Here is a 23695-nt window from a genome sequence, read left to right as displayed (position 1 = left end):
CATTTGCTACTGAACTTTTTCAGCGAGAGTCCAAAAATAAAAAAAAGAGCTATCTAAACAAAGATAACTCTAATTTTAATATAATTTATTTTTGAACAAACTTTTTAAGCGTTTGCAGCCTTGAAAGCTTTTAGTTTTTCGATCAATTTTGGAACTACTTCAAAAGCGTCTCCAACTATACCATAATCAGCAACTTTAAAGAAAGGAGCATCTGCATCTGTGTTAATTACAACTTTTACTTTTGAGGAGTTAATACCAGCAATATGTTGAATAGCACCAGAAATTCCGATTGCGATGTATAAATTTGCGGCTACAGGTTTTCCTGTTTGTCCAACGTGTTCGCTGTGAGGTCTCCAGCCAATGTCAGAAACTGGCTTAGAACAAGCTGTTGCTGCTCCAAGAACAGAAGCTAACTCTTCAATCATTCCCCAGTTTTCTGGACCTTTTAGTCCACGACCAGCAGAAACAACAATTTCAGCATCAGCGATTGTTACTTTTCCGGTTACTTTTTCAACGCTTTCAACTTTTACAGAGAAATCTGCATCATTTAACGTTGGGGTAAAATCTTCTTCAGTAAGAGAGGAACTAGTCTCAACTAAACCGAAAGAGTTTTTTGCTAGAGCTAATACTTTAACATCAGTTGAAATTTCTGTAAAATTAAATGCTTTGTTTGAAAAAGCAGTACGTTTTACTTGAAAAGGACTTGTGCTTATTGGTAAAGCAACTACGTTAGAAGCAAATCCAGCGTCTAAATAAGTTGCAACTAATGGAGCAAGATATAAACTATCTGTTGTTGAAGAAAGCACAATTACTTTACTTCCTTCTTTTTCTGCAGCTTGTTTTACTACATCAGCGTAAGCTTTTGCATTAAACTTTGATAAAGAATCATTGTTTACTTTTAATACTTTATCTACTCCATAATTTGCTAATTCAGCTGTTGAACTAGTGTTGATTGTTACAGCAGTAACGGTTGTTCCTAATGAATCTGCAACTTTTTTTGCGTAAGAAGCTAATTCAAAAGCAACTTTTTTGAATTTTCCATCTGCAGATTCTGCGTATATTAATAATGACATAATTTTTGATTTAAAGATTGAAAAATTTAATAATTTAAAGATTTCGAAATTTGTTATTAAATAACTTTTGCTTCGTTATGTAGTAAGTTTACTAATTCGTCTAAGTTGTCTGCACTAACTAATTTTACAGCTGATTTTGCTGCTGGTTTTTCAAATTTCACAGCTTTAGTTGCTGTTTCATTGTTAGTTGGTTCCACAACTGTGATTACTTTAGATCGAGCTTGCATAATTCCTCTCATATTTGGAATACGAAGGTCTTTTTCTTCCACTAAACCTTTTTGGCCACCAACGACTAAAGGTAATGTAGCAGAAAGTGTTTCTTTACCACCATCAATTTCTCTTTGAGCTGTTGCGTTATTTCCATCAATCGTTAGGCTAATGCAAGAGTTTATAAAGTTATAACCTAGTGAAGCAGATAACATACCAGGAACCATTCCACCATTGTAATCTAAAGATTCTTTTCCGGCAATAATTAGGTCATAATTACCTTGTTTTGCAATTTCCGCTAATTGTTTTGCAACAAATGTTCCGTCTGTTGGGTTTGCATTTATACGAATAGCATCATCTGCACCAATGGCTAATGCTTTTCTTAGGGTAGCTTCAGAATCAGCTAATCCAACACTAACAACCGTTACAGTTGCGCTTTGTTGTTCTTTAAACCAAACGGCTCTAGTTAAACCAAACTCATCGTTTGGATTAATTACGAACTGAACTCCATTTGTGTCAAATTCAGTATCGCCATTTGTGAAATTAATTTTCGAAGTAGTATCAGGCACATTGCTGATGCAAACTAATATTTTCATCTTATCTAATTTGAATATTTATGGCACGAAAATACAAAAAAATGTTTAAAAAATACTATGCACGCATATTAAATTTTGTTAATTTTTGATTTTTAATCAAAAAGATATTTCTAAAATATTTTAAGTTAGAAAAAAAAGAGTATAATAAATATTTTTTTTTATATATTTGATAAAAATATTTGTAAGAATTAATCATTGATATGAACAACCAGAATCAAATTAAAACACACTTTGATAGCAATGTAATTATCTTTTTTGCTTTATTGTTTGTTTTTTCATGTGGTTTATTGGCTTTTAAAAATAGTGAAAAAGAAGAATGTAACATAGAAGATTTCAATATTGAAGGTATTGCTTTAGAAGAAGGAGAGTTATTGACTTTTTCTGACAATTCTGACAATTCTTATTCTTGGAGGTGGTATTTTGGAGATGGAAGCGATATTTCATATAAATCAAAAGTGGTACACGTCTTTAAAAAACATGGAATTTATAAGGTTAAATTATTAATAAATAATTCTTGTGTTATTGAGAAGAATATTAAGATTTTACCCAAGAATATTGTTGTTGAAAAGAAACTTGATATTGATTTTTTCGTACCGAGTAAGGTATATTTAGGTCAAAAAATAAAATTTTCGGACAAAACAGAAAACGGAACAACTTGGGAATGGAGGTTTGGTGAAACAGATGTAATAGATAGTAAAGTAAAAAATCCTTCATATGTATATAAAACAACAGGGGTCAAAACAGTATCTATAGTTGTAAATGGTAACAAGAAGAATGTCAAATTTAAGGATGTTGTTGTAGTAATGCCGGAGGTAAAAAAAACAGTTAGAAAAGTAAAAACAAATACTAAAGTTGAAAATGTTCCAGAAGTGATTGTTGAAATATTGGAAACCCCAGAGGTAGAAGTTATAAAGGCAATCAATGAAGTTGAATTAACAGAATTAATTTATATTATTTCTGATGGCAAATTGTCTTATGAAAGTTTTAAAAATAATTTTTGCGCAGATAAGCTTCCATTAATACAAGTAAATGATGCTTCTAAATATATTACACTAAGAGAGTTTTATGATTCAGTAGTAGATAAAAAAATAAAAATAAAAGAGGTTAAGATTAATAAAGAAAAAAATAAATGTATTGTTTTAATATTAGTTTATTACAAGCTGAAAACTTTTTTCTAAAACAATAATAATTTAAAGAACTAAATAAATATATTATGGCAAAAACATTTTCAAACAGTTATGGTATTGGTGGTAATGAAGTTAGAGTTGAAGGTCAAGAAGGAATTCTTGAAATCCCTCAAAACAGAACTTTAATTGCACAAAAATTGACGCCAACAACTCCAGTAAAACCAGAAATAGTTACTGGTTTAAAAAATATGGATGAAGTTTTTGAACATTTTGATCCAAAAGTAAATGTAACTTTTGAAGATGAAGCCGGGCAAAACATCAAAGAAGAATTGAAGTTTAAAAATGTTGGAGATTTCTCTATTAATGGAATAACACAACAAAGCGCATTTCTTACCGATTTAAAAACTAAAACCGAGCAGTATCAAAAAATGATTAAGCAATTAAAAACTAATAAAGTTTTAAAATTAGCTTTACAAGATCCTGAAGCAAAAAAATCTATTATAGAAACTTTAGAAACATTGATTTCTGAAATTGATCAATCTGACAAATAAGAATATATATTATGGCAAATCAAGAGAATAGTAAAGCTGCAGCAAATGCAAATAAAGAAAATGATAAAAAATCACATTCTATTGAAGCGAGTTTAGAAAAATTCATTCAATTTGGAGGTTTTGATTTATTAGAAGGATCTATTGAAGGTGTTCAAAACTTAAATCCAGAAAGAAAAGCTAGAAAAAATATTTTCTTAACAGAATCTAATAAGAAAGCTGAAAGAGAAACTTTGAAAAAAGTTTTAAAACTTTGGGCTGATTCACTAAAATCTTCTGATAATTTAGTGGATTTAGTAAATGAATCTACTGTTAAGTCAGAAGAAGCAAGTAAAACGCTTAAGAAAAACTTAAAAATAGCAGTCGAAGAAACGCATGAATTAGAAGGTAATTATAGATCAATTTCACTTTTTTACAAGAATACTGAAGAAAGTAAAATTAAGAATATATCTATAATGAATGCCGAATTAGATCAATTAAAAGATTTAGACAATTCAAGATTTATTGACAATATAGAAGAAGAATTAGTTCAAGGTTTTGATAGATTAGACTTAAGACAAAATTATTCATTATTAGTTATTCCGGGTTATTTGGGTTCAAATAAAGTTATTGAAAAATGGGCTAAAATTGCTTATGAAAATAAAGTGATGTTAGTTACAGATTTTCAACACTTAGACGAACCGGATGATGTTATGGAGATGTTTGAATCTGCAAATTTAACAGGAGGAGACACATATCGTTCAAACGTAATGATGGCTTGTAACTGGTTGGTTGGTAGAGGAAAGCATGACGAAATTGACGAAGAAGATAATTTATATATTCCGCCTTCAATGGCTTTAGCAGGAAAAGTTTATAATACTTTGATGTCGCAAGTAACTGCGGGTAAGAAGTTTGGTGGAATTAATGAAGTTGATGGTGTTAAATTTGATTTAAAGAAAAGTGAAATTGCTAACCTTGAAAACTTAGGTTTAATTCCTATGGTAAATGAATATGGTAAAGTAATGGCTTTCTCTGGAAAAACATTGTTTAATGGTGATAATTTAGGTTTGCAAACTTATTCTGTAGTTCGTGTATTTGATTATGTAACAAAAGTATTAATGGATTTCTTAAATAGAAGAGCTTTTGAGAATTTTAATGCAAAAACAAGAAAAGAAATATTAAATCAGATAGTAAAATTCTTAGATAATGTAGCTGGCCCAGATAAATTAATCGAAGATTTTGAAATAAAAAGATTCGAACAAGACCCAAATCAGAAAGACAGAATATTCTTAGACATACGCTTAAAGCCTTATTTTCCTGCAAAAAACTTCTTAATCAAAATGGATGGTCAAAAAGGAGATGACGGAAATGACTGGGATACAGAATATTCTGAATCATAGATGCAAAAAAAATAATATTTTTTTTACATTTAATAAATATTTTTTTTATAAATTAGCTCATTACTATTTGAATTTTAACCCTTTAAAAATAAAATTATGTCATTTAAATCGAAATTAAAAGTTGGCGGAAAAGAATTAAATATTTTAAATGCTTCTTATGATTTACATCAAGAAGTAGACGCTAGTGGAAGACCATCTTCTGTAACAAGAGGAGGAACTATTTATTTAACTGTAGAATCTACTGGTGATTCATTCTTTTTTGAGTGGATGACTAACAATTTCGAAAGAAAAGATGGTTCTATTCAGTATGTAAAACGTGATACTGATGCTAAATTAAAAGAACTTAACTTCAAAGAAGGTTATTTAATTAAGTACAAAGAAACATTTGATGCTACAGGAACAAATCCTTTAGTTGAGACTTTTACTATTTCTGCGAAAGAAATTTCAATGGGTGGTGGTGAGCACATCAACGAATGGGTATAGTTTTATAATTGCATTAAATTAATGACAAAGAGTATTATTGCTCTTTGTCATTAATTATTATTTCTGTTTAATAACCTTAATTGTGTAGATATGTCTTTTTTAGCAAAACTTGAGATAGACGGGGAAGTTATGAATGTGTTAGAGTTTCAGTTTTCTGTTGGTCAAGAAATCGACAAAAGCGGTAAACCTTCTGCAGACCCAAATGGTGGTAGATTTAGACTTATATTAGAGTCTACCAAAAGTACTATGCTATTTGATTGGATGATTAGTAATAATCAAACAAAAAATGGGAAAGTAACTTTTTATAGAAGAGACGCTATTTCAAAAATGAGAGAGCTTCAATTTAATGAAGGGTATTGTATAGGTTATGACGAATCTTTTTTAGCTCAAAGTAATACTTCAATGAGTGTTGAGATAATTGTTTCTGCAAAAGAAGTAATCATGAATGGTTCAAAATTTACACGAAACTGGCCATTGAAATTCTAAACAACAATGGACGAATTAGAAGCAAATTTTTTCATGGGTCTAAGCATTCATTTTGGAGGACCAAAGACATACATGTCTGGTACTGCAGGTGTTGGTGTGACTAGAAATTTTCAAAATTTTTCTCCTGGAGCAAATGTTGCTGTTAATTTTTATAATGGTGGATTAGGTTCTTTGTCTAATAATAATTCCTTTAATATAGATACTGTCGTAACTGCTAAATTAACAGGTGGAAGCTCAACCTTAGGAGGTCCAATAACTATAAATCCTTTACACCTTAATAGTGGCTCTGGATTAGAAGATAACAGAAAATTTTCTGCAACAATAGGGACAAACTTTATCTTTAACAATAACAATAGAAATCAGCAAGTAGCCTTTCTGCAATTGAGATCTAATGATTTTAGCTTTCAAACTTACAATGATTTTCAAGGTGCAAAAAAAATTGGTTTAAGTGATGGTTTTGACCGTTGGTGGACTGGTGGAGGAAACGTTACAATAGGAAACAATAATAACAATTATCAATTAATTATCGCAAGTGATGTTTTTACGGCTGACACTGATAGTGAAAGTCTTATAGATAGTAATACAGCAGATGATAACCTAAGCCAATTTAAAAAAAATAATCCAAAATTTTTAGATAGATTAAAAAACAGAGTGTCAAATTATACACCTGCAACTGCTTCTGAAGTTGATCAAAATTTTTTAGATACTTATCGTAATAAAGCAGATTGGTCATCTCAAGCCCATTCATTTGATCTAAATCAAGGAAGAACTTCATTTAGGTTAAAAACACCACAAGGAAATTTTGGTTTAAATAATATTGGACAGAGCAATATGTTCTCTCAAGATTTAATTCACAGAGTAATAAATTTCCACCTCATTCCGTCTGAAAGACCCAATTATTGGGAAATTCAATACAATACTACTTTAGAAAAACAATTTTAAACGTGAAATACTTTTTTTCATATTTATTTTTTGTTTTAGTCTTAATTTCATGTGGTCCAAAATTTTATGATAAAAATGATTTTACATTTTATGATAAAAACTTTACATTAAATCAAAATTCATTATTGAGAACTGATGGGTTTTATGTTTTAGGAAATTCTTGGTCTAGAAGAAATAATGATTCAATAAAGCCTGAAAAATATGAAATATATAAATTTTACAAAACTGGTCAATCTAATTTAATTTTAGTAGATTCATTAAAGGCTTCTCAAGAATATTTAGATTTAATGAAAGAACAGATCAAAAAATATGGTAAAGGCAAAAACGAATACACACTTTCTCAAGGATATTATAAATTACAAGGCAATAAAATTGTTATTCAAAGCGTAACTACTGTAATAAGGCAATTTAATTATTTATATGGTTATTTAGAAAATGATAAATTAATAATTGTAAGTGGAACTATTAATGGTAGAGGTAAATTTAAAGATAAATATTTTAATGATTATAATAAAAGAACCTATAATTTTGTTCCTTATAAAAAAGCTGATGAGTTAGAACCAAATTGGTAGTTTACAAAATGCGTTTTAAGTTTAGTCTTGAATTTTGATAGTCCAAATTATTTTAACCACAAGAAAAATGCAATTAAAATTATATGTCTGAGTGACAAATAAAGTATCTTATTTTATTTACAATTACTAAATATTATCAGAAATAAGTTTAACTTTAAAATTTAAAATAATTCCTAAGACTGTTTTTTTTAAAACTCTCAAAATAAAATAATGAAAAATCCATTCTCATATTTAACTATTTTTATATTACTAGTATCTAGTCAAAAATTTTATGGTCAAACTATGGAATTTAAAGATTTTGATGATGCTTTTAAAAAAGAATTAATTGAAGATAATAATGCACTAAAAGAACGAATTAGTAATTTTCCTCAGGTCGCAAAGGATATAAATTCACAAATTTCAAGTCAAGTAAGACAAAAAAATTATAGTGAAGCATTGTTTTTAGCAAATAAATTAGATAGTATTTTACCAAATAACGCAGATGTTAAAAATTTTAAAGCTAAGATGTCTATTAGATTAGATGACTATGAAAACGCATTAAATTTATTCTCTGAAGCCATAAAATTATTACCTCAAAATAAATGGTTCTATATCAGTAAAGCAGGTTTGTTAGCTGAAATGGGAAAATATGATGAAGCATTACTATTAGCTGAAGCATTAATAAACCTAGACACTAATTGGAGTCTTTCTTATTATTTGAAAGCAATTGTTTTGGCAAATAAAAATAAAGAAAATGAATCATTAATTGAACTTGAAAAAGCAATAAATGCAGAACCTAAAAGTGCCATGATATATGTCGGGCGAGGAGATTTATACTTAAAATTAGGGAAAAAAAATAAAGCAATTGAGGATTACAATAATTCATTACAAATTCAACCTAATTACATACTAGCATCTGAAAGATTATTAACTCTTAAAGATTAATTTTTATTGATTTTTATTATTTTTTTTTATTAGATTTACATAGGTAATTAAGTACAATATTTCGTTAACACTACTAAAAATATTTCTTATGGCAATCAGTACAAAAATCAGCATTACTATTGGAGGAGAAACACTTACGCGATTTTCCAAGTTAGTTATTCAACAAAAAGTGCATACGCACCATACGTTTTCAGTACTTCAACCTTTGCCAAAAGAATTTGTGAGTCAAGCTATCGATAAAGCTCAAAGCTATATTGGAGAACCCATCAAAATAGAAATTACACCAACAAGCCTATCCACTACTTCACCGTTCATTTTTAACGGAATAATTACAGAAGCCCAAATGATACGGACTTCTGGAGCTGCAGGTGGAATAATAATAAATGGCTACAGTCCAACCATCGTAATGGAAGGAACTCCAAAAACAGTTTCTTACACAGACCAATCGTTATCCGATGTTGTTAAGAAAATCACCTCAAACTATAGTCAGAAAGAACTGCAACCAACTGTTAAAATTAACAATGACAGCTCGATGCCTTATACTGTTCAATACAGAGAAAGCGATTTTGGATTTGTAGCAAGATTAGCGCAAAAGAAAGGCCAATGGTTCTATTATAATGGTGAAGAATTAGTTTTCGGACAACCAACATCAAAAAACTTTACATTAGAATATGGTCGTTCGCTTCATAGTTTCAACATAGAAATGAGAACCAAACCACTTGGATTGGAATATTTAGGCTATGAATCAAGCAGCGCTGAAACCCAAAAAGCAAATACATCAGAAATAAATTATCAACCAGAAGGCTATGCAAAAGTAGCTTTTGAGCGATCAAAAAAACTATTTCCAGATAACGCGACAATGCTCTACACACATCCAATTGAAGAAGGAAGTGCAAGAACCCATTTAGTAGATAGAGTCACGACACAATTGCAATCACGAGCTGCAGATTTAGTAACGGCAAAAGGAGACAGTGATTAAACAGGACTAAGAATTGGAGATGTAGTTTCCATCCAAGAACCAGCATTTTCATTAACCGGAAACCTAATTGATGGCTTACAAGAACAAAACTTCGGAAGTTACATCATAACAGATATCACGCATGTTTGTGAAGAATCGGGTTCGTATCACAACAGTTTTCAAGCGGTTCCAGAAGATGTAATGGCACCACCTTACGGGAATGTCCACAGTCATCCAAATGCAGATACACAAACCGCAATTGTGACAGACAACAACGATCCAGCAGGATTAGGAAGAGTTCAAGTAAAATTCGCATGGCAAGAAGACAACACTCCTTGGATTCGAATGACAAATCCACATGCAGGATCAGGCAAAGGAATGTACTTCATACCAGAAATTGGAGAAGAAGTACTAGTAGCTTTCGAAGCAGGAAATGCAGAAAAACCATTCGTTTTAGGAACGATGTATAACGGAAGTGAAAGTTCCAGTTATGCTACATCAGGAAATGATAATAAAGTAATACAAAGTAGAAGCGGGACAAAAATAATTATGAATGATGCTCAAGGTAGTATTTTTATAGAAGACCCAAGTGGTAACACATGGATGATGGACGGACAAGGAAATATTAGTGTAAATGCACCGAATGATATTAGCATTACTGCTGGAAAAAACATGAGCATAAGTGTAGGGCAAAATCTATCTATAGATGCAGGTCAAGACATTTCTGAAATGGCTGGTGAAAATAAAAACCTTATGGTTGGAGCTTTTCATAATATTAATATTGGAAAAAATTATTTATTAAACGTTATGGGAAGTTTATTAGAAATTGTAAAAGGAAATAGAGAGTCTGAAACATCCGAAAGAAATGAAATTTCCAAATCTGCTCTATTTAGTACGACAGAAAAAAGCATTGAAATTAATGCTTCGAAATCTATTTTGAAAAATAGTGGCGAAAAATCTAATTTATATTAGTTATGAGTATAACTAGAATAACTGGAGGAGAACTCAAAAATACTTCTACAAGTATGAATTTGTCGGCTAATGACGGTAATTATCAATTTAATTCACCTACAACAAATCAGTGGCAAGGAAACGAAGATGGAATTATTGAAGATAATTACGAAGCTCCAAACAAAGAAGATTTATTATCGAATAGCATCAATGTAAGGTTAAATTTGTTTTTTGATGGTACACAAAATAATAAAACCAATACAGAAGCAAGAAGCACCAATTCTAAAAATCATGCAACATATAAAAAAACAGGCAACAAAAACGACGACAGTTATGAAAACGATTATACAAATGTTGCCCGTTTATTTGACGCAATAAATCCAGATGCAGAAAACCAAGTAGCAGTTTACATAGAAGGTATAGGAACGGAGGACTTAAAAAAAGATACAAAATTTCCTGGTGTAGCAACCGGAATGGGAGATACTGGGACTAAAGCAAAAGTAACAAAAGGATGTTTAGATTCAGCTATACAAATGAAGAAAAAAGGATTTGCAAGTAAAGAAATAGATTATTTATATGTAAATGTTTATGGTTTTAGTCGTGGAGCAGCCGCAGCAAGACATTTTTTACATGTTGCTAATAAAACTGCCAAGTATGGAAGAAAAAAGAAAATTGATGATAAAAATACAAAATATCATATTTTTCCGGATTATTTTTTTAATGATACCATTCATCAATTTGATATAACAGTAGAGAATACCTCTTTCATAGATAAATATGGGTATTTTGGGGCTTGTTTAGTTTATCAAGGAATGAAAATAAAAAAAATAATATATAATTTCGTAGGGATATATGATACGGTGGCATCTGATGGTTTTTACCATGGTAATGATGTGAGAGATTTAAAATTAAATAGTGTTTCAAAAGCAAATTACGTCTACCATATAGCCTCAGAGGATGAATATAGAGAAAACTTTGATTTATCAAATATTAATTCGTGTGGTTTAAGTGGTTTAGAAATAAAATTACCAGGAGTACATTCAGATATTGGAGGTTCTTATCTTAATAACATGAAAGAACTATCTGTTTTAGATAATATACTAGCAGTAGATAGTGTAGAGGATAGAAAAGTAGCAAAAATGAGCAGAGAGCAAAGATATAATTCCTTTAAAAAAATTGTTGTCGACGAGGGATGGTATATCGCTACCCAACTAACAAACGAATTTTTTTATGAGAAAAATTTTGACCCAAAAACAAAAGGATATGAAAATCAATACAATTATGGCCTAGTAGGAAGAAGAATACTCTTTAATACGTACGATAAAATTCCACTAGACCTTATGATTAATAAGTCTAAAGAGTATAATGTTAAGTATGATGATTCTATCCTCTTAGGATATAAAATAAACGATGCATTTATAAATAAAATTTACAATCAATTAAAACAATATGTTAAAGCTTGTAACGATAATAGAGATAGTTACTTTAAAAAATATGATCAAAAAACATTAAACGCTTATAAAAAAGAGTTGTCTCTAAAATATGCAGAAGGTTTAAAGGCTATTCAATATTCTAATTATTTAGATGTAACCGATTTGAAAAAATTACGTAACGAATATTTGCATTGGTCGGTAAAAAGTAACTTATTTGGATTGTCTGCAAGAAAAGCAGGTCCACTAGCGCAAAGTAAACGTAAAAGAGAAATACACAATGGGTAATTTAAAAAAGATAGTACTACTGTTTTTATTTTCACAATTAAATGTTCAATGCCAAATGAAACAAGAAATTCCTGAGTTTAGAACCGAAATTTCACATCCAGATAAAATATATCGTATAACCCCCATATTCGATTATATTAAAACTCTAGAAGGTAATCCTGCTGGTTTGCCTTATGGCAGTAGTAGTGGTTCTTGGGGTAGTAGTGGCAAAATGTGGACAGCTCAAAAAGGAATGCCTATAGGTTTTGAAATTACTTATTACTCTTTATACGAGAATAAATATTATGAAATAAATGAAGATTTTGATGTTACTAACATTAAAGAAATGACGAATCGTTGTTATCCCTCAAATGACGAATTTAGTGAAGAACCGGTTAAAGAATTTATTACTAAAGATGAATTTAATAAACATTACGAACCTTTGCGTTATTATTATGAGCCATTTAGTGACTTGATTTTTGGTTTTGCTCCTCAAGGAATGGTAGTAGTTTGGTTAGGATATGGAGCTAGTAGAATAGAATTAGGTCGTTTTCAAGCCAAAGAAATTACAGATAAAGAAAGAGTAAAAGAATGTGAAGAAAAATATTTAAGTACTTATAGAATTCATCCAGATACACACAAAGAATTAATTGAAATTATGCATCTTGATAATCCTTCGCCTGAAAAATGGGATAATTATCGTCTTAGATACAATTGGGATTACAAAATATCTTCAGAAAATAAAGGCTTTAAACTTTTTCAAATAGCAAATGAATATTTTAATGGTGAAAGAGAAAACATTTTGAGACCTATGTTACTAAACTCAGTTATGAAAGAAAAAGCTATACCAGAAATGACAACCTTATTTTGGGAAACCAGTGCAAAAGAGCGTTACCAAGCCAAATTATTTTTTGATTGGGATAAAACTAATGAATTTCTAAAAACACAAGGAGGAGATACTACTTTTAATATTACTATCAATGAAGACAACACCAAACTCGAAATTAAAGTAAATGGTGAACCTTTTCCTGTAAAAAGTATTCGTATTTATCCTAATAGTGTAATGCGTTACAGGGAATCGTATAAAGATTTTTAAAGTAAGGTTTAATGAAACATTTATTTAGTAAAATATAATAAATTAGAGAAATACTCAATGGTTAATCCTATAAAAAATAGTTATATTATTTTTAATTAAAATAGTTATAACAACCATAAAAATAAAATTATAGCTACAATTAAAATTATTAGTTTTATCTTTAAATTTATATTTTGATTTTTTTAATGAAAACTAAATACAACACATACAGCTTAAAAGAAAAAGATACCTTAATTAGTATATCAAAAGAACTAAATAAAACACCAATTGAGGTTGCTGGTTTTCACAATATATTTGCTGATGAAGATAATTATATCGGAACAACTTTTCCCAGCAATTTAAAAGAACTTTACGTTCCTTTATCAATAAACATTAAAGAATTAGAACATACACCAAAAGTTAATTTTGATTATGACTCACATTTAAGTTTAAAACCATCTAAAAAAGTACTTTTATATCAAGTCGAAAAAGAAATTGTCTCAAAATCTAATACTTACACTTTAAAGTTTAAAACTGAAATTATATTTATTAAAAATAGCGGTGTCAATTTTGTATTCGATATTAATAAGCTTGACAGAAAAAAGGATTCAAGTTTAGATACAATTTTGTATAATCTCTTGGAAGAATTGGATCAAGTGTTTTATCCACTTCAGTTGTTGATTTCAGAAAAAGGGGAACTTCTTGAAATAACAAATCATAACGAAATTCTTAAAAATTGGTCTACTTTAAAAACAGAACTTCAAGAAAAATATGAAGGAGAAGTTATAGAGAATTACATAAAATATTATGAAAAAAATATTACAGATAAAATAGTTTTAGAAAAGATGCTTTTTAAAGAAACGTTTATAAACACTTATTTCTATAAGTTATACACTAATTACACTTCAACTCATTTCATAGAATTTAATTATTGTTTTCCAGTAATTTCAAAAATTAAAAACATTGATTTTGTAGTTAAGCAAAGTGTAAATCCTTTTTTATCAGATGATAACAAAGTCGAAATTGAAATTTCAGGGAAATCAATAGACAAAAGAACCCAATTAGACTTTGATTCTAATTTGGATGACCCTTTTTTTATGGAAAGTGAAACAAATAATTTAGTAGAAGGTAATTTTGATGCAAAATATTTATTAAATCCAGAATCAAAAATCATAGAAAGTGTTACTTTATCTTGTGATTTACTTTTAGAAAACCCTAAAAAAATTAATTTATCAATAATTTTAATTGAAATGTGAAACACATCAAACAATTTAGTAAATTAGCTACAACAATTTGTCATACAATATCTTATGAGCGATAAACATATAGTGGTGCATGGTGCAACAGTAAAGTGCAAATTTAGCGTTGAACCAAAGTTAGATAAAGTTCAAGTATTGTCTCAAAAAAAGCATTATGCAAATGATGCGGATGGTTCAGAAAAGCTAATTGCAACAACAAAAGAAATCGGACAAACATTAGAGAAAAACACTTTTGGAAAATGCAAGCTGCAACCCACAAGTAGTGACTTTTTACCTTGTATGGCTACGATAACACAATGGTCTAATTTTTATAAAAACGTAACGCTTTCTAATAAAGGACAAATCCTTACAGAAGAAAGTAAAGCAACTTGTCCAATTGGTGGTCCAGATTGCATTACAATAGATAAACATGGACAAAAAGGAGCTGCTAGTAGTCAAGATGCTAATAATACAGATGAAGATACAGCAAATGATGTAAATCCAGCGGCAGATATGAGTGGATTTAAACAAGATGAGGACCAAAAACAAGGCATTGAAGTAGAATAAAAATAGAAATCGTGAAAAAAGGTGTAAAAAGCATATCAGGAGCAACAGAATTAAAAGTCAATGAGTGGCAAACTTATACTGTTAAAGAATGGTATTCAGACACACCAACTTCTGAACGAAAGGAAGCTAATGTAAAATGGGCAGTTTATTATTTAAACAATGGAGTTCCAAATAAGATATTAGAAAAAACAGAAGGAAAAATTAGATTTCAAGAAGCAGCAATTGGTAAATCGTACTTAATTGTAGCCTACGTATATGATGCAGAAATAAGCACAGGATTAAAAGTTACAGTAATTGGTTCCGAAAAAAAAGAAATATCTTCAATTGAAGTTTCAAGTAAATCAAAAAAAATAGCCTACGGAAGCACTTTAGACGTAAAAGTTCAAACAGTCGGAATGCAAAGCGAATATTTAGAATTATCTTTATATGAAGACGATGCAAACGGAAAAGGACATAATTCTATTAATGAAAAAAATCTATTAAAGAAAAGAAATGTACAAGTAGGAAGTAATGGGATTGCTATGGCAAATTTTTTATTAGAACCCGATTTCGAAAAAATTGCCAATGCCTATAACAAATCTGAAGGAAGTCAACACGAATTTTATGTTACAGCCTATCATTTAGGAAGTTTAAAAGCATCAAGTGATAATATAAATGTGGCAAACCCAAAACACGTAGAAGTAAGAAAAGATGAAACTACAAAAGTTATAAAAGGACAACAACCACCCAAACCAAAACCGGTTCAACCATACAAAGCAAAAGCAGGAACACCAAAACCAGCAACTGCATCAGGAATTAGCAAAGTAACCTTAGTTAAAAACGGCTCAAAAAAGCTTTCAGCCACAATTTACTCTTCTGGTTTGATAGGTAAAACCGTTCGTTTTAAAGTAATGGAAGAGGATACTTTTTCAAATGACTTATTAGTAAACGAAAAAATCACAATTAAATCAGACGTTCATAAAAAAGATATTTTATTAAGCACAATACCTGCAAGTTTAGGAGGAACTTCTTGGGATCTAGAAGGCAGTGAACAAGAACTATTTGTAGATGTAGAAGTTTTAGAAACAAAAACACATATTGTAAGCAAAACTGTTGATGTAGATATTTCTGAGTTTAAAGTTGATATTTCTGAAAATAAGACTGTAACGGCAGTTAAGGAAGGTAAAAAGCCCGAAGAGCCTAAAAAAGAGAAAGGAAAATGTTATTGTAATAGAGACTTAACTTTACAAGAAACAACAGATATCATAAAAAAATTAAGAGATAGTGAAACAAGTGTTAAAAAAGCGAGTGGTTATAGTCTGTTTGGGGCCAATAATTGTAAACTAAATGCTCAAGATAAAACAATTGAAAAATTTAATACAGAATTAAATAAAATTTTTAATAAATACAAAATTAATACTTGTATTAGAAAAATACACTTTCTCTCACAAGTCTATCTTGAAACTGATAGGTTTAGAACTACAAAAGAATATGCTACAAATGGAGAATATAAACCATATGTAGGTAGAGGTTTAATGCAACTTACTTGGAAGTCAAATTATGTTATTTATAAAGCATATAGTAAAGTTGATTGTGTAACAAATTATGAATTGATAGCAAATAATTTAAAAAACGCTTTTGATTCAGCTGGTTGGTATTGGAAACAGGGTAAGGTTTTAAGTGTTGGCCAAAGGTGGACAGGGCCTAAAAAAGCACCTACCTATGTTAAAATTCACAAACCAGATTATCCTAAAACAACTATTAAATATATTATTGATGGTGAAACAAAAAAATACGGCACTGTAGATTTAAGTTTAATTGCGGATGATGATAGAGTGGATATAATAAGTTATCTAGTCAATGGGGGGTCTAATGGCCTTGTTGAAAGGAGAAATTATGTGTTAAATTTAAAAAATATTTTTAAATACCCACAAATATGCATAAACAAAAACGGTGGAGTTAAAAGCGTTGGAAATTCTACTGGTGTAACTATAAGATTAAAAAGGAAATGGCAAACAAATAATTCAACAATAGGTGAATTTACTATTGATGATTCAGAAGTTAAAGGGTTTATACTTGAAGAAAAAGGTCCTGATACAACAGTTTCAGGAATTGAACAAAGAGTGCCAATTGGAACATATAATTTAGAATGGCATTATGGCACCAAAATAAAGAAAGGATTAAAACTATTTAATAATCAAGTATCAAAAAGTAGAGCCATATTAATACATGGTGGAAATAAGGCAGAAGACACAGAAGGTTGTTTATTACCTGGCACTACTAGATCTAAGGATTTTGTAGGCCAAAGTCAAGCAAAATTGAAAGAGATATTTGACATTATTGAAGAAAAAGGAATAGATGGTGCAAAAATAATAATTACTGAAGCATATGTATAAGATTAAATTTATTTATTTGTTAAGTTTATTTCTATTTGTAAGTTGTAAAACTTCTTCACAAACCGATATAAATATTAATAATCTAGAGGAGAGTTTTATTAATAAAGACGAATCTCAATTTTTAAATCAATTTCCAAAAGAGTTTAAACAATTTAATGAGTATTTTGGATGGGATATAGAAAAAGATGAACCAAGTGAACTATATAAAGAAAGTAATAATTATATTGATTATTGGTTTAATTTATTAAATAAAAATGAAAAATATGAAAACAATATAATTTCTATTTGTTATAATGGTAAATGGTATGCAGATGCAGTAAATTATTTTCAATATAAATCATTAAGATATATAAAAGAAAAAAATAAATATTATTTAATTAATGAATTAGATGATATGAAAGCTAAATCTGTTCTGTTTTTTCTTTTTGATTCACCATATCCAAAAAAGGATAATGTTTTTAATTCTAATTTGAATTCTTCAAAAAGAAAAATTATAGATGATTTATTTAACGCTGTTTTTTCTGTAAAAGATAAAGATATTGTTAATACAAAAAACATTTCTTTCTATGAAAACAATGATGATTATTTTGTTAAAGAAATCGACATTAATAATGACAATGTTTTAGATAAAATTGTTAGTTCAAAACCATATCAAGGTGATGATTTGTTTTTATTTGTTAACAATAATAACAAATATGTTTTAAGATTAAAAACAATTAACTTTTCAGAAGATGGTGGGAACCAAATTACGGATATTAAAAAAAATAAAAATGGCTTTGTAATTAAAACAAAATTCCCTGACAGAGGTTATTTAGAATCAGAATATTATATTGAATATAAAAATAATGATTGGTATCTGATAAATACTATTTATAAAACTGAGTCTAGTAATCAAGAAGACTCATTTATTTATGTTTGTAATGTTAAGCAAGAATTAAACATAAATGATATTGATTTATTTGATAAAGTAAAATCTTTACCAGATGAAACAAACAGAAATAAAACATGTATTAAAGAATTAATGAATACAAAATCAAAACCAGAATTAAAATACAAAATTAAAGATCCAGATGGTTATACAAATTTAAGAAAAGAAGAAAACAGTAAGTCTGAAATTTTACAGAAAATAATTTCTGGCGAAACAATTCAAGTTTTATATGATAAAGGAAATTGGTGGTTAGTGCAAACAAAAGAAGGTAAAAGAGGATATGTATATAAAACTAAAATAGTTAGTGAATAATTTATTAAAATACAGAGTAATTATTTATTTATCAATATTTATAACTTTTACTTCCTGCAAAGGACAAGAAAAAGAGCAAGCAAATAAGAGTGTAACAAATAATCAAACTACTATTACGCAAAGTGGAATATATTATTATAAACCAAATCTCAAATCAATTGATTCTCTAAAAAAATCTATGGGAGAAGATGATTTTTATAGTATTGCTGATGATAATAATGCTTATTTTTCAGAAATATTACAAAAATTAGATAATAATATTATAAAATTAAAAACAAATTCTGTTTATTTTAAAAATGAAAATATAACTATTAAAATAGATTCATTAAAGAATAATTGGGGAATTTTAGAATACAATAGAGGGAACAAGCATAAAGTATTTTCTTTTGTAGACTATAATTTACTTTTAAATGATAGAGATCAAAACTATAATGTAATAGAGAATAAAGATTCAATAAGAATTGACAAAACATCATTGTTTATAAATCAAAAGGAGTATCAAGGGTTAATAATTAATGAAATGGCACTTAATACTTCTTTGAAAATTATTGACCCAAACACTTTTTATTTAATTTATGAATATACCGCTTCTTCAACAAAACAACGGGTAGCTTATAAATATTATCACGAAAAAGAAACATATCTTATTTATAAAGAAAGTATAATTTTTGGAAGGGAAGGAATAAAATCAAACCGTATTTATTTTGAAGATTATAAATTAAGCAATACAAATTTTGAAACATTAGAAGCAATTAATTTTAATAAAAAATTTTTGTTTTCACCAATTAATTATAAGGCTTAAACAACAATTGTAGATTATAAAGGAAAAGACATTGGTAACTTAGTTTACACTATTTCAAATGAGGAGTTGTTTATTAGTTTTCCAGTAATTGAAAAATCGCAAAACTTAACAAAGAATTTCAATATTTCAAATGTAGAAATTTTTAATAATATTGCCTATAATTATGAGCAATTAGGAAATTATAATGAAGCAATATTTCTTTTGGAAAAAATTGTTAAAAAAGATCCAAACAGAGTTGTTGCTTGGTTAAATTTAGCAGATGCACAATGGGGAAATGATGAGAATAAAGAAGCAAAGGTATCTTATCAAAAATACATTTCACTCATGAAATCTCAAAACAAGGACATTAAGAAAATACCACAAAGAGTTTATGAGAGAAATAAATAAATAAAAATTGAAAAAGCTTTTAATAATATTATTTGCTAGTTTTGTTTCTTGTTTTTCAACCAAAAAACAGACCATTCAATATGAAATAAGAGGAACGGTTTTAAACCTAGAAAACAAACCTATCGATGAGGTTGAGATTTTATTTTATAACGATGGGGAAACTAAATTACGTTATCCAAATAGTTCAAGTATATTTTTTTTTGTAAAAGTTCACTAGCATTTTAATTTTACAATTAAAAATTTACTAAAAAGGGACTGTAAAGAATCTGTTTTATTGAAATTCCACAGCCATTCCAAAAACTCTAAGTTAAATCTTAGCGTCTAAATAAAAACACATTAAAATCCACTTTCAAAAGAATATTTTTACTAAATTTACTACTTATGTTTTAAAAAGTAAATAAAAAATATTTCTTATGGCAATCAGTACAAAAATCAGCATTACTATTGGAGGAGAAACACTTACGCGATTTTCCAAGTTAGTTATTCAACAAAAAGTGCATACGCACCATACGTTTTCAGTACTTCAACCTTTGCCAAAAGAATTTGTGAGTCAAGCTATCGATAAAGCTCAAAGCTATATTGGAGAACCCATCAAAATAGAAATTACACCAACAAGCCTATCCACTACTTCACCGTTCATTTTTAACGGAATAATTACAGAAGCCCAAATGATACGGACTTCTGGAGCTGCAGGTGGAATAATAATAAATGGCTACAGTCCAACCATCGTAATGGAAGGAACTCCAAAAACAGTTTCTTATACAGACCAATCTTTGTCCGATGTTGTTAAGCAAATAACCTCAAATTATGGTCAAAAAGAACTGCAACCCACCGTTAAAGTTAATCATGACAGTTCAATGCCTTACACGGTTCAATACAGAGAAAGCGATTTTGGATTTGTAGCAAGATTAGCCCAAAAGAAAGGACAATGGTTCTATTATAATGGAGAAGAATTAGTTTTCGGACAACCAACATCAAAAAACTTTACATTAGAATATGGTCGTTCGCTTCATAGTTTCAACATAGAAATGAGAACCAAACCACTTGGATTGGAATATTTAGGCTATGAATCAAGCAGCGCTGAAACCCAAAAAGCAAATACATCAGAAATAAATTACCAACCAGAAGGTTATGCAAAAGTAGCTTTTGAGCGATCAAAAAAGTTATTTCCAGATAACGCGACAATGCTCTACACACATCCAATCGAAGAAGGAAGTGCAAGAACCCATTTAGTTGATAGAGTCACGACACAATTACAATCAAGAGCTGCCGATCTAGTAACCGCAAAAGGAGACAGTGATGAAACAGGACTTAGAATTGGAGATGTAGTTTCCATTCAAGAACCAGCCTTTTCATTAACCGGCAACCTAATTGATGGCTTACAAGAACAAAATTTCGGAAGTTACATCATAACCGACATCACACATGTTTGCGAAGAATCAGGCTCGTATCACAACAGTTTTCAAGCCGTTCCAGAAGATGTAATGGCACCACCTTACGGGAATGTCCACAGTCATCCAAATGCAGATACACAAACCGCAATTGTGACAGACAACAACGATCCGGCAGGACTAGGAAGAGTACAAGTAAAATTCGCATGGCAAGAAGACAATACACCTTGGATTAGAATGACAAACCCACATGCAGGATCAGGCAAAGGAATGTATTTCATACCAGAAATTGGAGAAGAAGTATTAGTAGCCTTTGAAGCAGGAAATGCCGAAAAACCATTCGTCTTAGGAACCATGTACAACGGAAATGAAAGTTCAAGCTATGCTACATCTGGGAATGACAAAAAAGTTATCCAAAGTAGAAGCGGCACAAAAATAATCATGAATGATGCAGAAGGAAGTATCTTCATAGAAGACCCAAGCGGCAACACATGGATGATGGACGGACAAGGAAATATTAGTGTAAATGCACCGAAAAATATGAGCATAAGTGTTGGGGAAAATTTAGATATAAGTGTTGGAAATAATATGACAACTAGTATTCAAAACAACAATGATACTTCTGTCGGAGCAAACAATACATTATCAATTACAGAATTACATAGATTATCTGCCAAAACATACAATCAAAATATTGACGAAAATAAAACGGTTAAAATTGCTGGTGATTTGACAGAAACAACCGCAACCACAACACATAAAGCAGAACAAGGAGATATTTTATTTAAAAGTGCAGGTGTCGCTAAAATATTAGGTGCAATTGACGCTAAAGTCAATAAAGGATGATACAATATTTAAAAAAAAGCTATGAGCGATATATTAATATTTGGCAAAATTTTAATAAATATATTGTAAAATCAAATAAATCTGATTTTTGGACTTTTTTGATTATAAATTACTTAGTTTTCATTTGTATTTCTTCAATTATGTTTCTAATTGATTGGTACCTGCTCATAAATATTTGTCAATTGATATTCATTGTAATAACAATATCTATTGGAATAGGAAGAATGAATGATATAAAAAAGCCGGTGTATTTATTATTTGTTCCTTTTTATAATTTATATCTTTTAGCGCAAGATTCTGTAATAGAGATAGAAGATTCAAAAGTAATACAAAAAGAAATAAGTGCAGTTGAAGATTTAGTAAGACCAAACAAAATAATTAAAAAGAAACTTTCTTTTCTAAAATCTATTTTAGTTGCTGTTTTAATAGGAGTTTTTAACTTGGTAATTACTCTATTTTATGCTGAAAATGTTTGTAATAATATGTATGTTGCATTTATAGTTATGGCATTAGGTGCACTTGTGACTTTTCTTGCATTTGTAGGAATAATAATTATTGATTCTAATTTAAAAAAAGGATTTAGCGAAGACCAGTTAATGCTTTTTACTTTTTTAAGTGCTATTGTATTTACAATTATAACATGTTTAGTAACATATCTAATTTGTCAATGATTATAAAACCAGTTTTAATAAAACTTTATGTATCTAATTTGTGTTTAGCTATTTTGTTATTGCTTCTAATTGCTTGCCAAAACAAGCAAACACAACAACAAAATATGCAAACAACACAAATAGAAAAATTTAGATGGCAAGATGGATCAACTTGTCCAATTGGTTATCCAATCGAAGTATATAGAGGAGGATTTGAATCGGCAGATGGTGGTTATGTAGATCTTCAGGCAGGTACTGATAGCGGTGAAGGTGGTTGGGGCGATCCAGGTACTGGAGGTATGAGCGATGGAATAAAAGCGGTACCTAATAGACTGCATGTTCAATGGGTTGCTTATGCCGAAGATTGTGTTTATGAAATCGACACAGAAATAGATTATGAAAAAATGGTACACTATTTTAAAGAAGGATATCAAGAAAGCTTGGTTTTTTTAAATAAAAACGGAAAATACGAAAAAGAAACTTACACTTCTATAGTTGTGGGCTATGCACCAGGTGGTGCAGTTTATATTTGGTTACATGGTTCAGGTAAACAAGTAGAAATTGGACGTTATCAAGGTAAAAAAGTAATAATACCGCAAGAAGAAATTGATAAATTAGATGGTTTTGAAAAACTAATGCATCAAAAAAATGAAGCTGCTAGAATTATGAACAATCCACAAATAGTTCCTCCAGAAGTAAGAGAAGCCAACAAAAACAAGCCTATTCCTTTTGGATTATGGGATACATATAGACAAAAATATTCTTGGAGACCTACTTTTGTTATACAAAATGAAGGCACAATATTTATAACAAGAATGGATATGTTTAATGGAGAATTTGAACAACTATTTGATCAAAGTTTAATTGAAAATGAATTTTCAAAAAGGGCAATTCCAAAAAAAATAAATTTTGGTTGGAGAGATAAGACAGGACAGAATTATGGTGGATCAATTTGGTTTGATGAAAAAGAAATTTTTGATGCCTTTACAGAAATTTATAAAGATAATTATCAAGGAGAAACAGAAATAGAATTACGTGTTAATAGAACAAATACTTTTGTTACAGCTTGGTTAAAAGGCAATGGTAAGGAAGTTGGAGTAAACTTAAAGGCTAAAGTAGAGGTTTTTAAATCACGTAAAAAATACTAATATATGGGACAAACTTATGTTTATAATTCAGGA

24 protein-coding genes are annotated in these 23695 nt (G+C 29.3%); 22 read left to right on the top strand and 2 right to left on the bottom strand.

Annotation, left to right across the window (positions count from 1 at the left end; genetic code table 11):
- Positions 1-104: 104 nt before the first annotated feature.
- Positions 105-1073 carry an electron transfer flavoprotein subunit alpha/FixB family protein gene (locus tag G507_RS0110215; RefSeq protein WP_026717379.1) on the bottom strand — a complete coding sequence of 323 codons (969 nt, stop codon included), beginning with the start codon at positions 1071-1073 and terminating at the stop codon, positions 105-107.
- Positions 1074-1129: 56 nt separating this feature from the next.
- Positions 1130-1876 (bottom strand): electron transfer flavoprotein subunit beta/FixA family protein, encoded by a 747-nt coding sequence (locus G507_RS0110210; RefSeq protein WP_026717378.1) that lies wholly within the window; start codon positions 1874-1876, stop codon positions 1130-1132.
- 287 nt (positions 1877-2163) lie between these two features.
- Between G507_RS0110210 and G507_RS0110200 the strand changes: the two genes are divergently transcribed.
- The 22 genes from G507_RS0110200 to G507_RS0110095 all read left to right on the top strand — a co-directional run bounded on the left by G507_RS0110200 (position 2164) and on the right by G507_RS0110095 (position 23662).
- Complete coding sequence (locus G507_RS0110200) at positions 2164-3054, top strand: PKD domain-containing protein (protein ID WP_169627289.1); 891 nt, start codon at positions 2164-2166, stop codon at positions 3052-3054.
- 35 nt (positions 3055-3089) lie between these two features.
- Complete coding sequence (locus tag G507_RS0110195; RefSeq protein ID WP_035666091.1) at positions 3090-3554, top strand: type VI secretion system contractile sheath small subunit; 465 nt, start codon at positions 3090-3092, stop codon at positions 3552-3554.
- Positions 3555-3565: 11 nt separating this feature from the next.
- Positions 3566-4930 carry a DUF5458 family protein gene (locus tag G507_RS0110190; protein WP_026717375.1) on the top strand — a complete coding sequence of 455 codons (1365 nt, stop codon included), beginning with the start codon at positions 3566-3568 and terminating at the stop codon, positions 4928-4930.
- Positions 4931-5026: 96 nt separating this feature from the next.
- Complete coding sequence (gene tssD / locus G507_RS0110185) at positions 5027-5413, top strand: type VI secretion system tube protein TssD (RefSeq protein ID WP_026717374.1); 387 nt, start codon at positions 5027-5029, stop codon at positions 5411-5413.
- A 90-nt stretch (positions 5414-5503) separates the two neighbouring features.
- The gene (tssD, locus tag G507_RS0110180; RefSeq protein WP_026717373.1) at positions 5504-5899 is read left to right on the top strand and encodes a type VI secretion system tube protein TssD; all 396 of its coding nucleotides are present in this window, start codon (positions 5504-5506) and stop codon (positions 5897-5899) included.
- 6 nt (positions 5900-5905) lie between these two features.
- Positions 5906-6841, top strand: coding sequence for a polymorphic toxin type 23 domain-containing protein (locus tag G507_RS0110175; RefSeq protein ID WP_026717372.1), 936 nt, complete (start codon positions 5906-5908; stop codon positions 6839-6841).
- Positions 6842-6843: 2 nt separating this feature from the next.
- Entirely contained in the window at positions 6844-7413 is a 570-nt protein-coding gene (locus G507_RS16830) for a hypothetical protein (protein WP_157496579.1), read from the top strand.
- A gap of 210 nt (positions 7414-7623) precedes the next feature.
- Positions 7624-8337, top strand: coding sequence for a tetratricopeptide repeat protein (locus G507_RS0110165; RefSeq protein WP_026717371.1), 714 nt, complete (start codon positions 7624-7626; stop codon positions 8335-8337).
- 88 nt (positions 8338-8425) lie between these two features.
- The gene (locus tag G507_RS0110160) at positions 8426-9316 is read left to right on the top strand and encodes a contractile injection system protein, VgrG/Pvc8 family (RefSeq protein ID WP_026717370.1); all 891 of its coding nucleotides are present in this window, start codon (positions 8426-8428) and stop codon (positions 9314-9316) included.
- Positions 9317-9496: 180 nt separating this feature from the next.
- Positions 9497-10267 (top strand): phage baseplate assembly protein V, encoded by a 771-nt coding sequence (locus tag G507_RS0110155; RefSeq protein ID WP_026717369.1) that lies wholly within the window; start codon positions 9497-9499, stop codon positions 10265-10267.
- 2 nt (positions 10268-10269) lie between these two features.
- Positions 10270-11964 (top strand): T6SS phospholipase effector Tle1-like catalytic domain-containing protein, encoded by a 1695-nt coding sequence (locus G507_RS0110150; protein WP_026717368.1) that lies wholly within the window; start codon positions 10270-10272, stop codon positions 11962-11964.
- 55 nt (positions 11965-12019) lie between these two features.
- Positions 12020-13039: a DUF2931 family protein gene (locus G507_RS0110145; RefSeq protein ID WP_051191605.1), complete on the top strand. Its 1020-nt coding sequence runs from the start codon at positions 12020-12022 to the stop codon at positions 13037-13039.
- A gap of 185 nt (positions 13040-13224) precedes the next feature.
- Positions 13225-14274: a hypothetical protein gene (locus G507_RS0110140; protein ID WP_026717366.1), complete on the top strand. Its 1050-nt coding sequence runs from the start codon at positions 13225-13227 to the stop codon at positions 14272-14274.
- Between the two features lie 54 nt (positions 14275-14328).
- Complete coding sequence (locus G507_RS0110135; RefSeq protein WP_026717365.1) at positions 14329-14823, top strand: DUF4280 domain-containing protein; 495 nt, start codon at positions 14329-14331, stop codon at positions 14821-14823.
- A gap of 11 nt (positions 14824-14834) precedes the next feature.
- A complete protein-coding gene (locus tag G507_RS17380; RefSeq protein ID WP_051191604.1) occupies positions 14835-17198 on the top strand; it encodes a DUF5675 family protein in 2364 nt (787 codons plus the stop codon).
- Positions 17191-18438, top strand: a complete 1248-nt coding sequence (locus G507_RS17375) for an SH3 domain-containing protein (RefSeq protein ID WP_051191602.1) — start codon at positions 17191-17193, stop codon at positions 18436-18438. Before G507_RS17380 ends, G507_RS17375 begins: the two co-directional genes overlap by 8 nt.
- Positions 18431-19240 carry a hypothetical protein gene (locus G507_RS0110120; protein ID WP_026717363.1) on the top strand — a complete coding sequence of 270 codons (810 nt, stop codon included), beginning with the start codon at positions 18431-18433 and terminating at the stop codon, positions 19238-19240. The genes G507_RS17375 and G507_RS0110120 overlap by 8 nt, the downstream gene beginning before the upstream one ends.
- Positions 19241-19306: 66 nt before the next feature.
- A complete protein-coding gene (locus G507_RS0110115; protein WP_026717362.1) occupies positions 19307-19627 on the top strand; it encodes a tetratricopeptide repeat protein in 321 nt (106 codons plus the stop codon).
- A gap of 7 nt (positions 19628-19634) precedes the next feature.
- A complete protein-coding gene (locus tag G507_RS0110110) occupies positions 19635-19844 on the top strand; it encodes a hypothetical protein (protein WP_026717361.1) in 210 nt (69 codons plus the stop codon).
- A gap of 196 nt (positions 19845-20040) precedes the next feature.
- Positions 20041-21864: a type VI secretion system Vgr family protein gene (locus G507_RS16820; protein WP_051191600.1), complete on the top strand. Its 1824-nt coding sequence runs from the start codon at positions 20041-20043 to the stop codon at positions 21862-21864.
- 182 nt (positions 21865-22046) lie between these two features.
- A complete protein-coding gene (locus G507_RS0110100; protein ID WP_157496577.1) occupies positions 22047-22535 on the top strand; it encodes a hypothetical protein in 489 nt (162 codons plus the stop codon).
- A 104-nt stretch (positions 22536-22639) separates the two neighbouring features.
- Positions 22640-23662: a DUF2931 family protein gene (locus G507_RS0110095; protein WP_245575616.1), complete on the top strand. Its 1023-nt coding sequence runs from the start codon at positions 22640-22642 to the stop codon at positions 23660-23662.
- The last annotated feature ends 33 nt before the right edge of the window (positions 23663-23695 follow it).

The organism is Flavobacterium gelidilacus DSM 15343, from assembly GCF_000422685.1.
In the GTDB taxonomy this organism is placed as follows: domain Bacteria; phylum Bacteroidota; class Bacteroidia; order Flavobacteriales; family Flavobacteriaceae; genus Flavobacterium; species Flavobacterium gelidilacus.
Note: the sequence above shows the minus strand (reverse complement) of the source record. Positions and strands in the feature narration are given on the sequence as shown.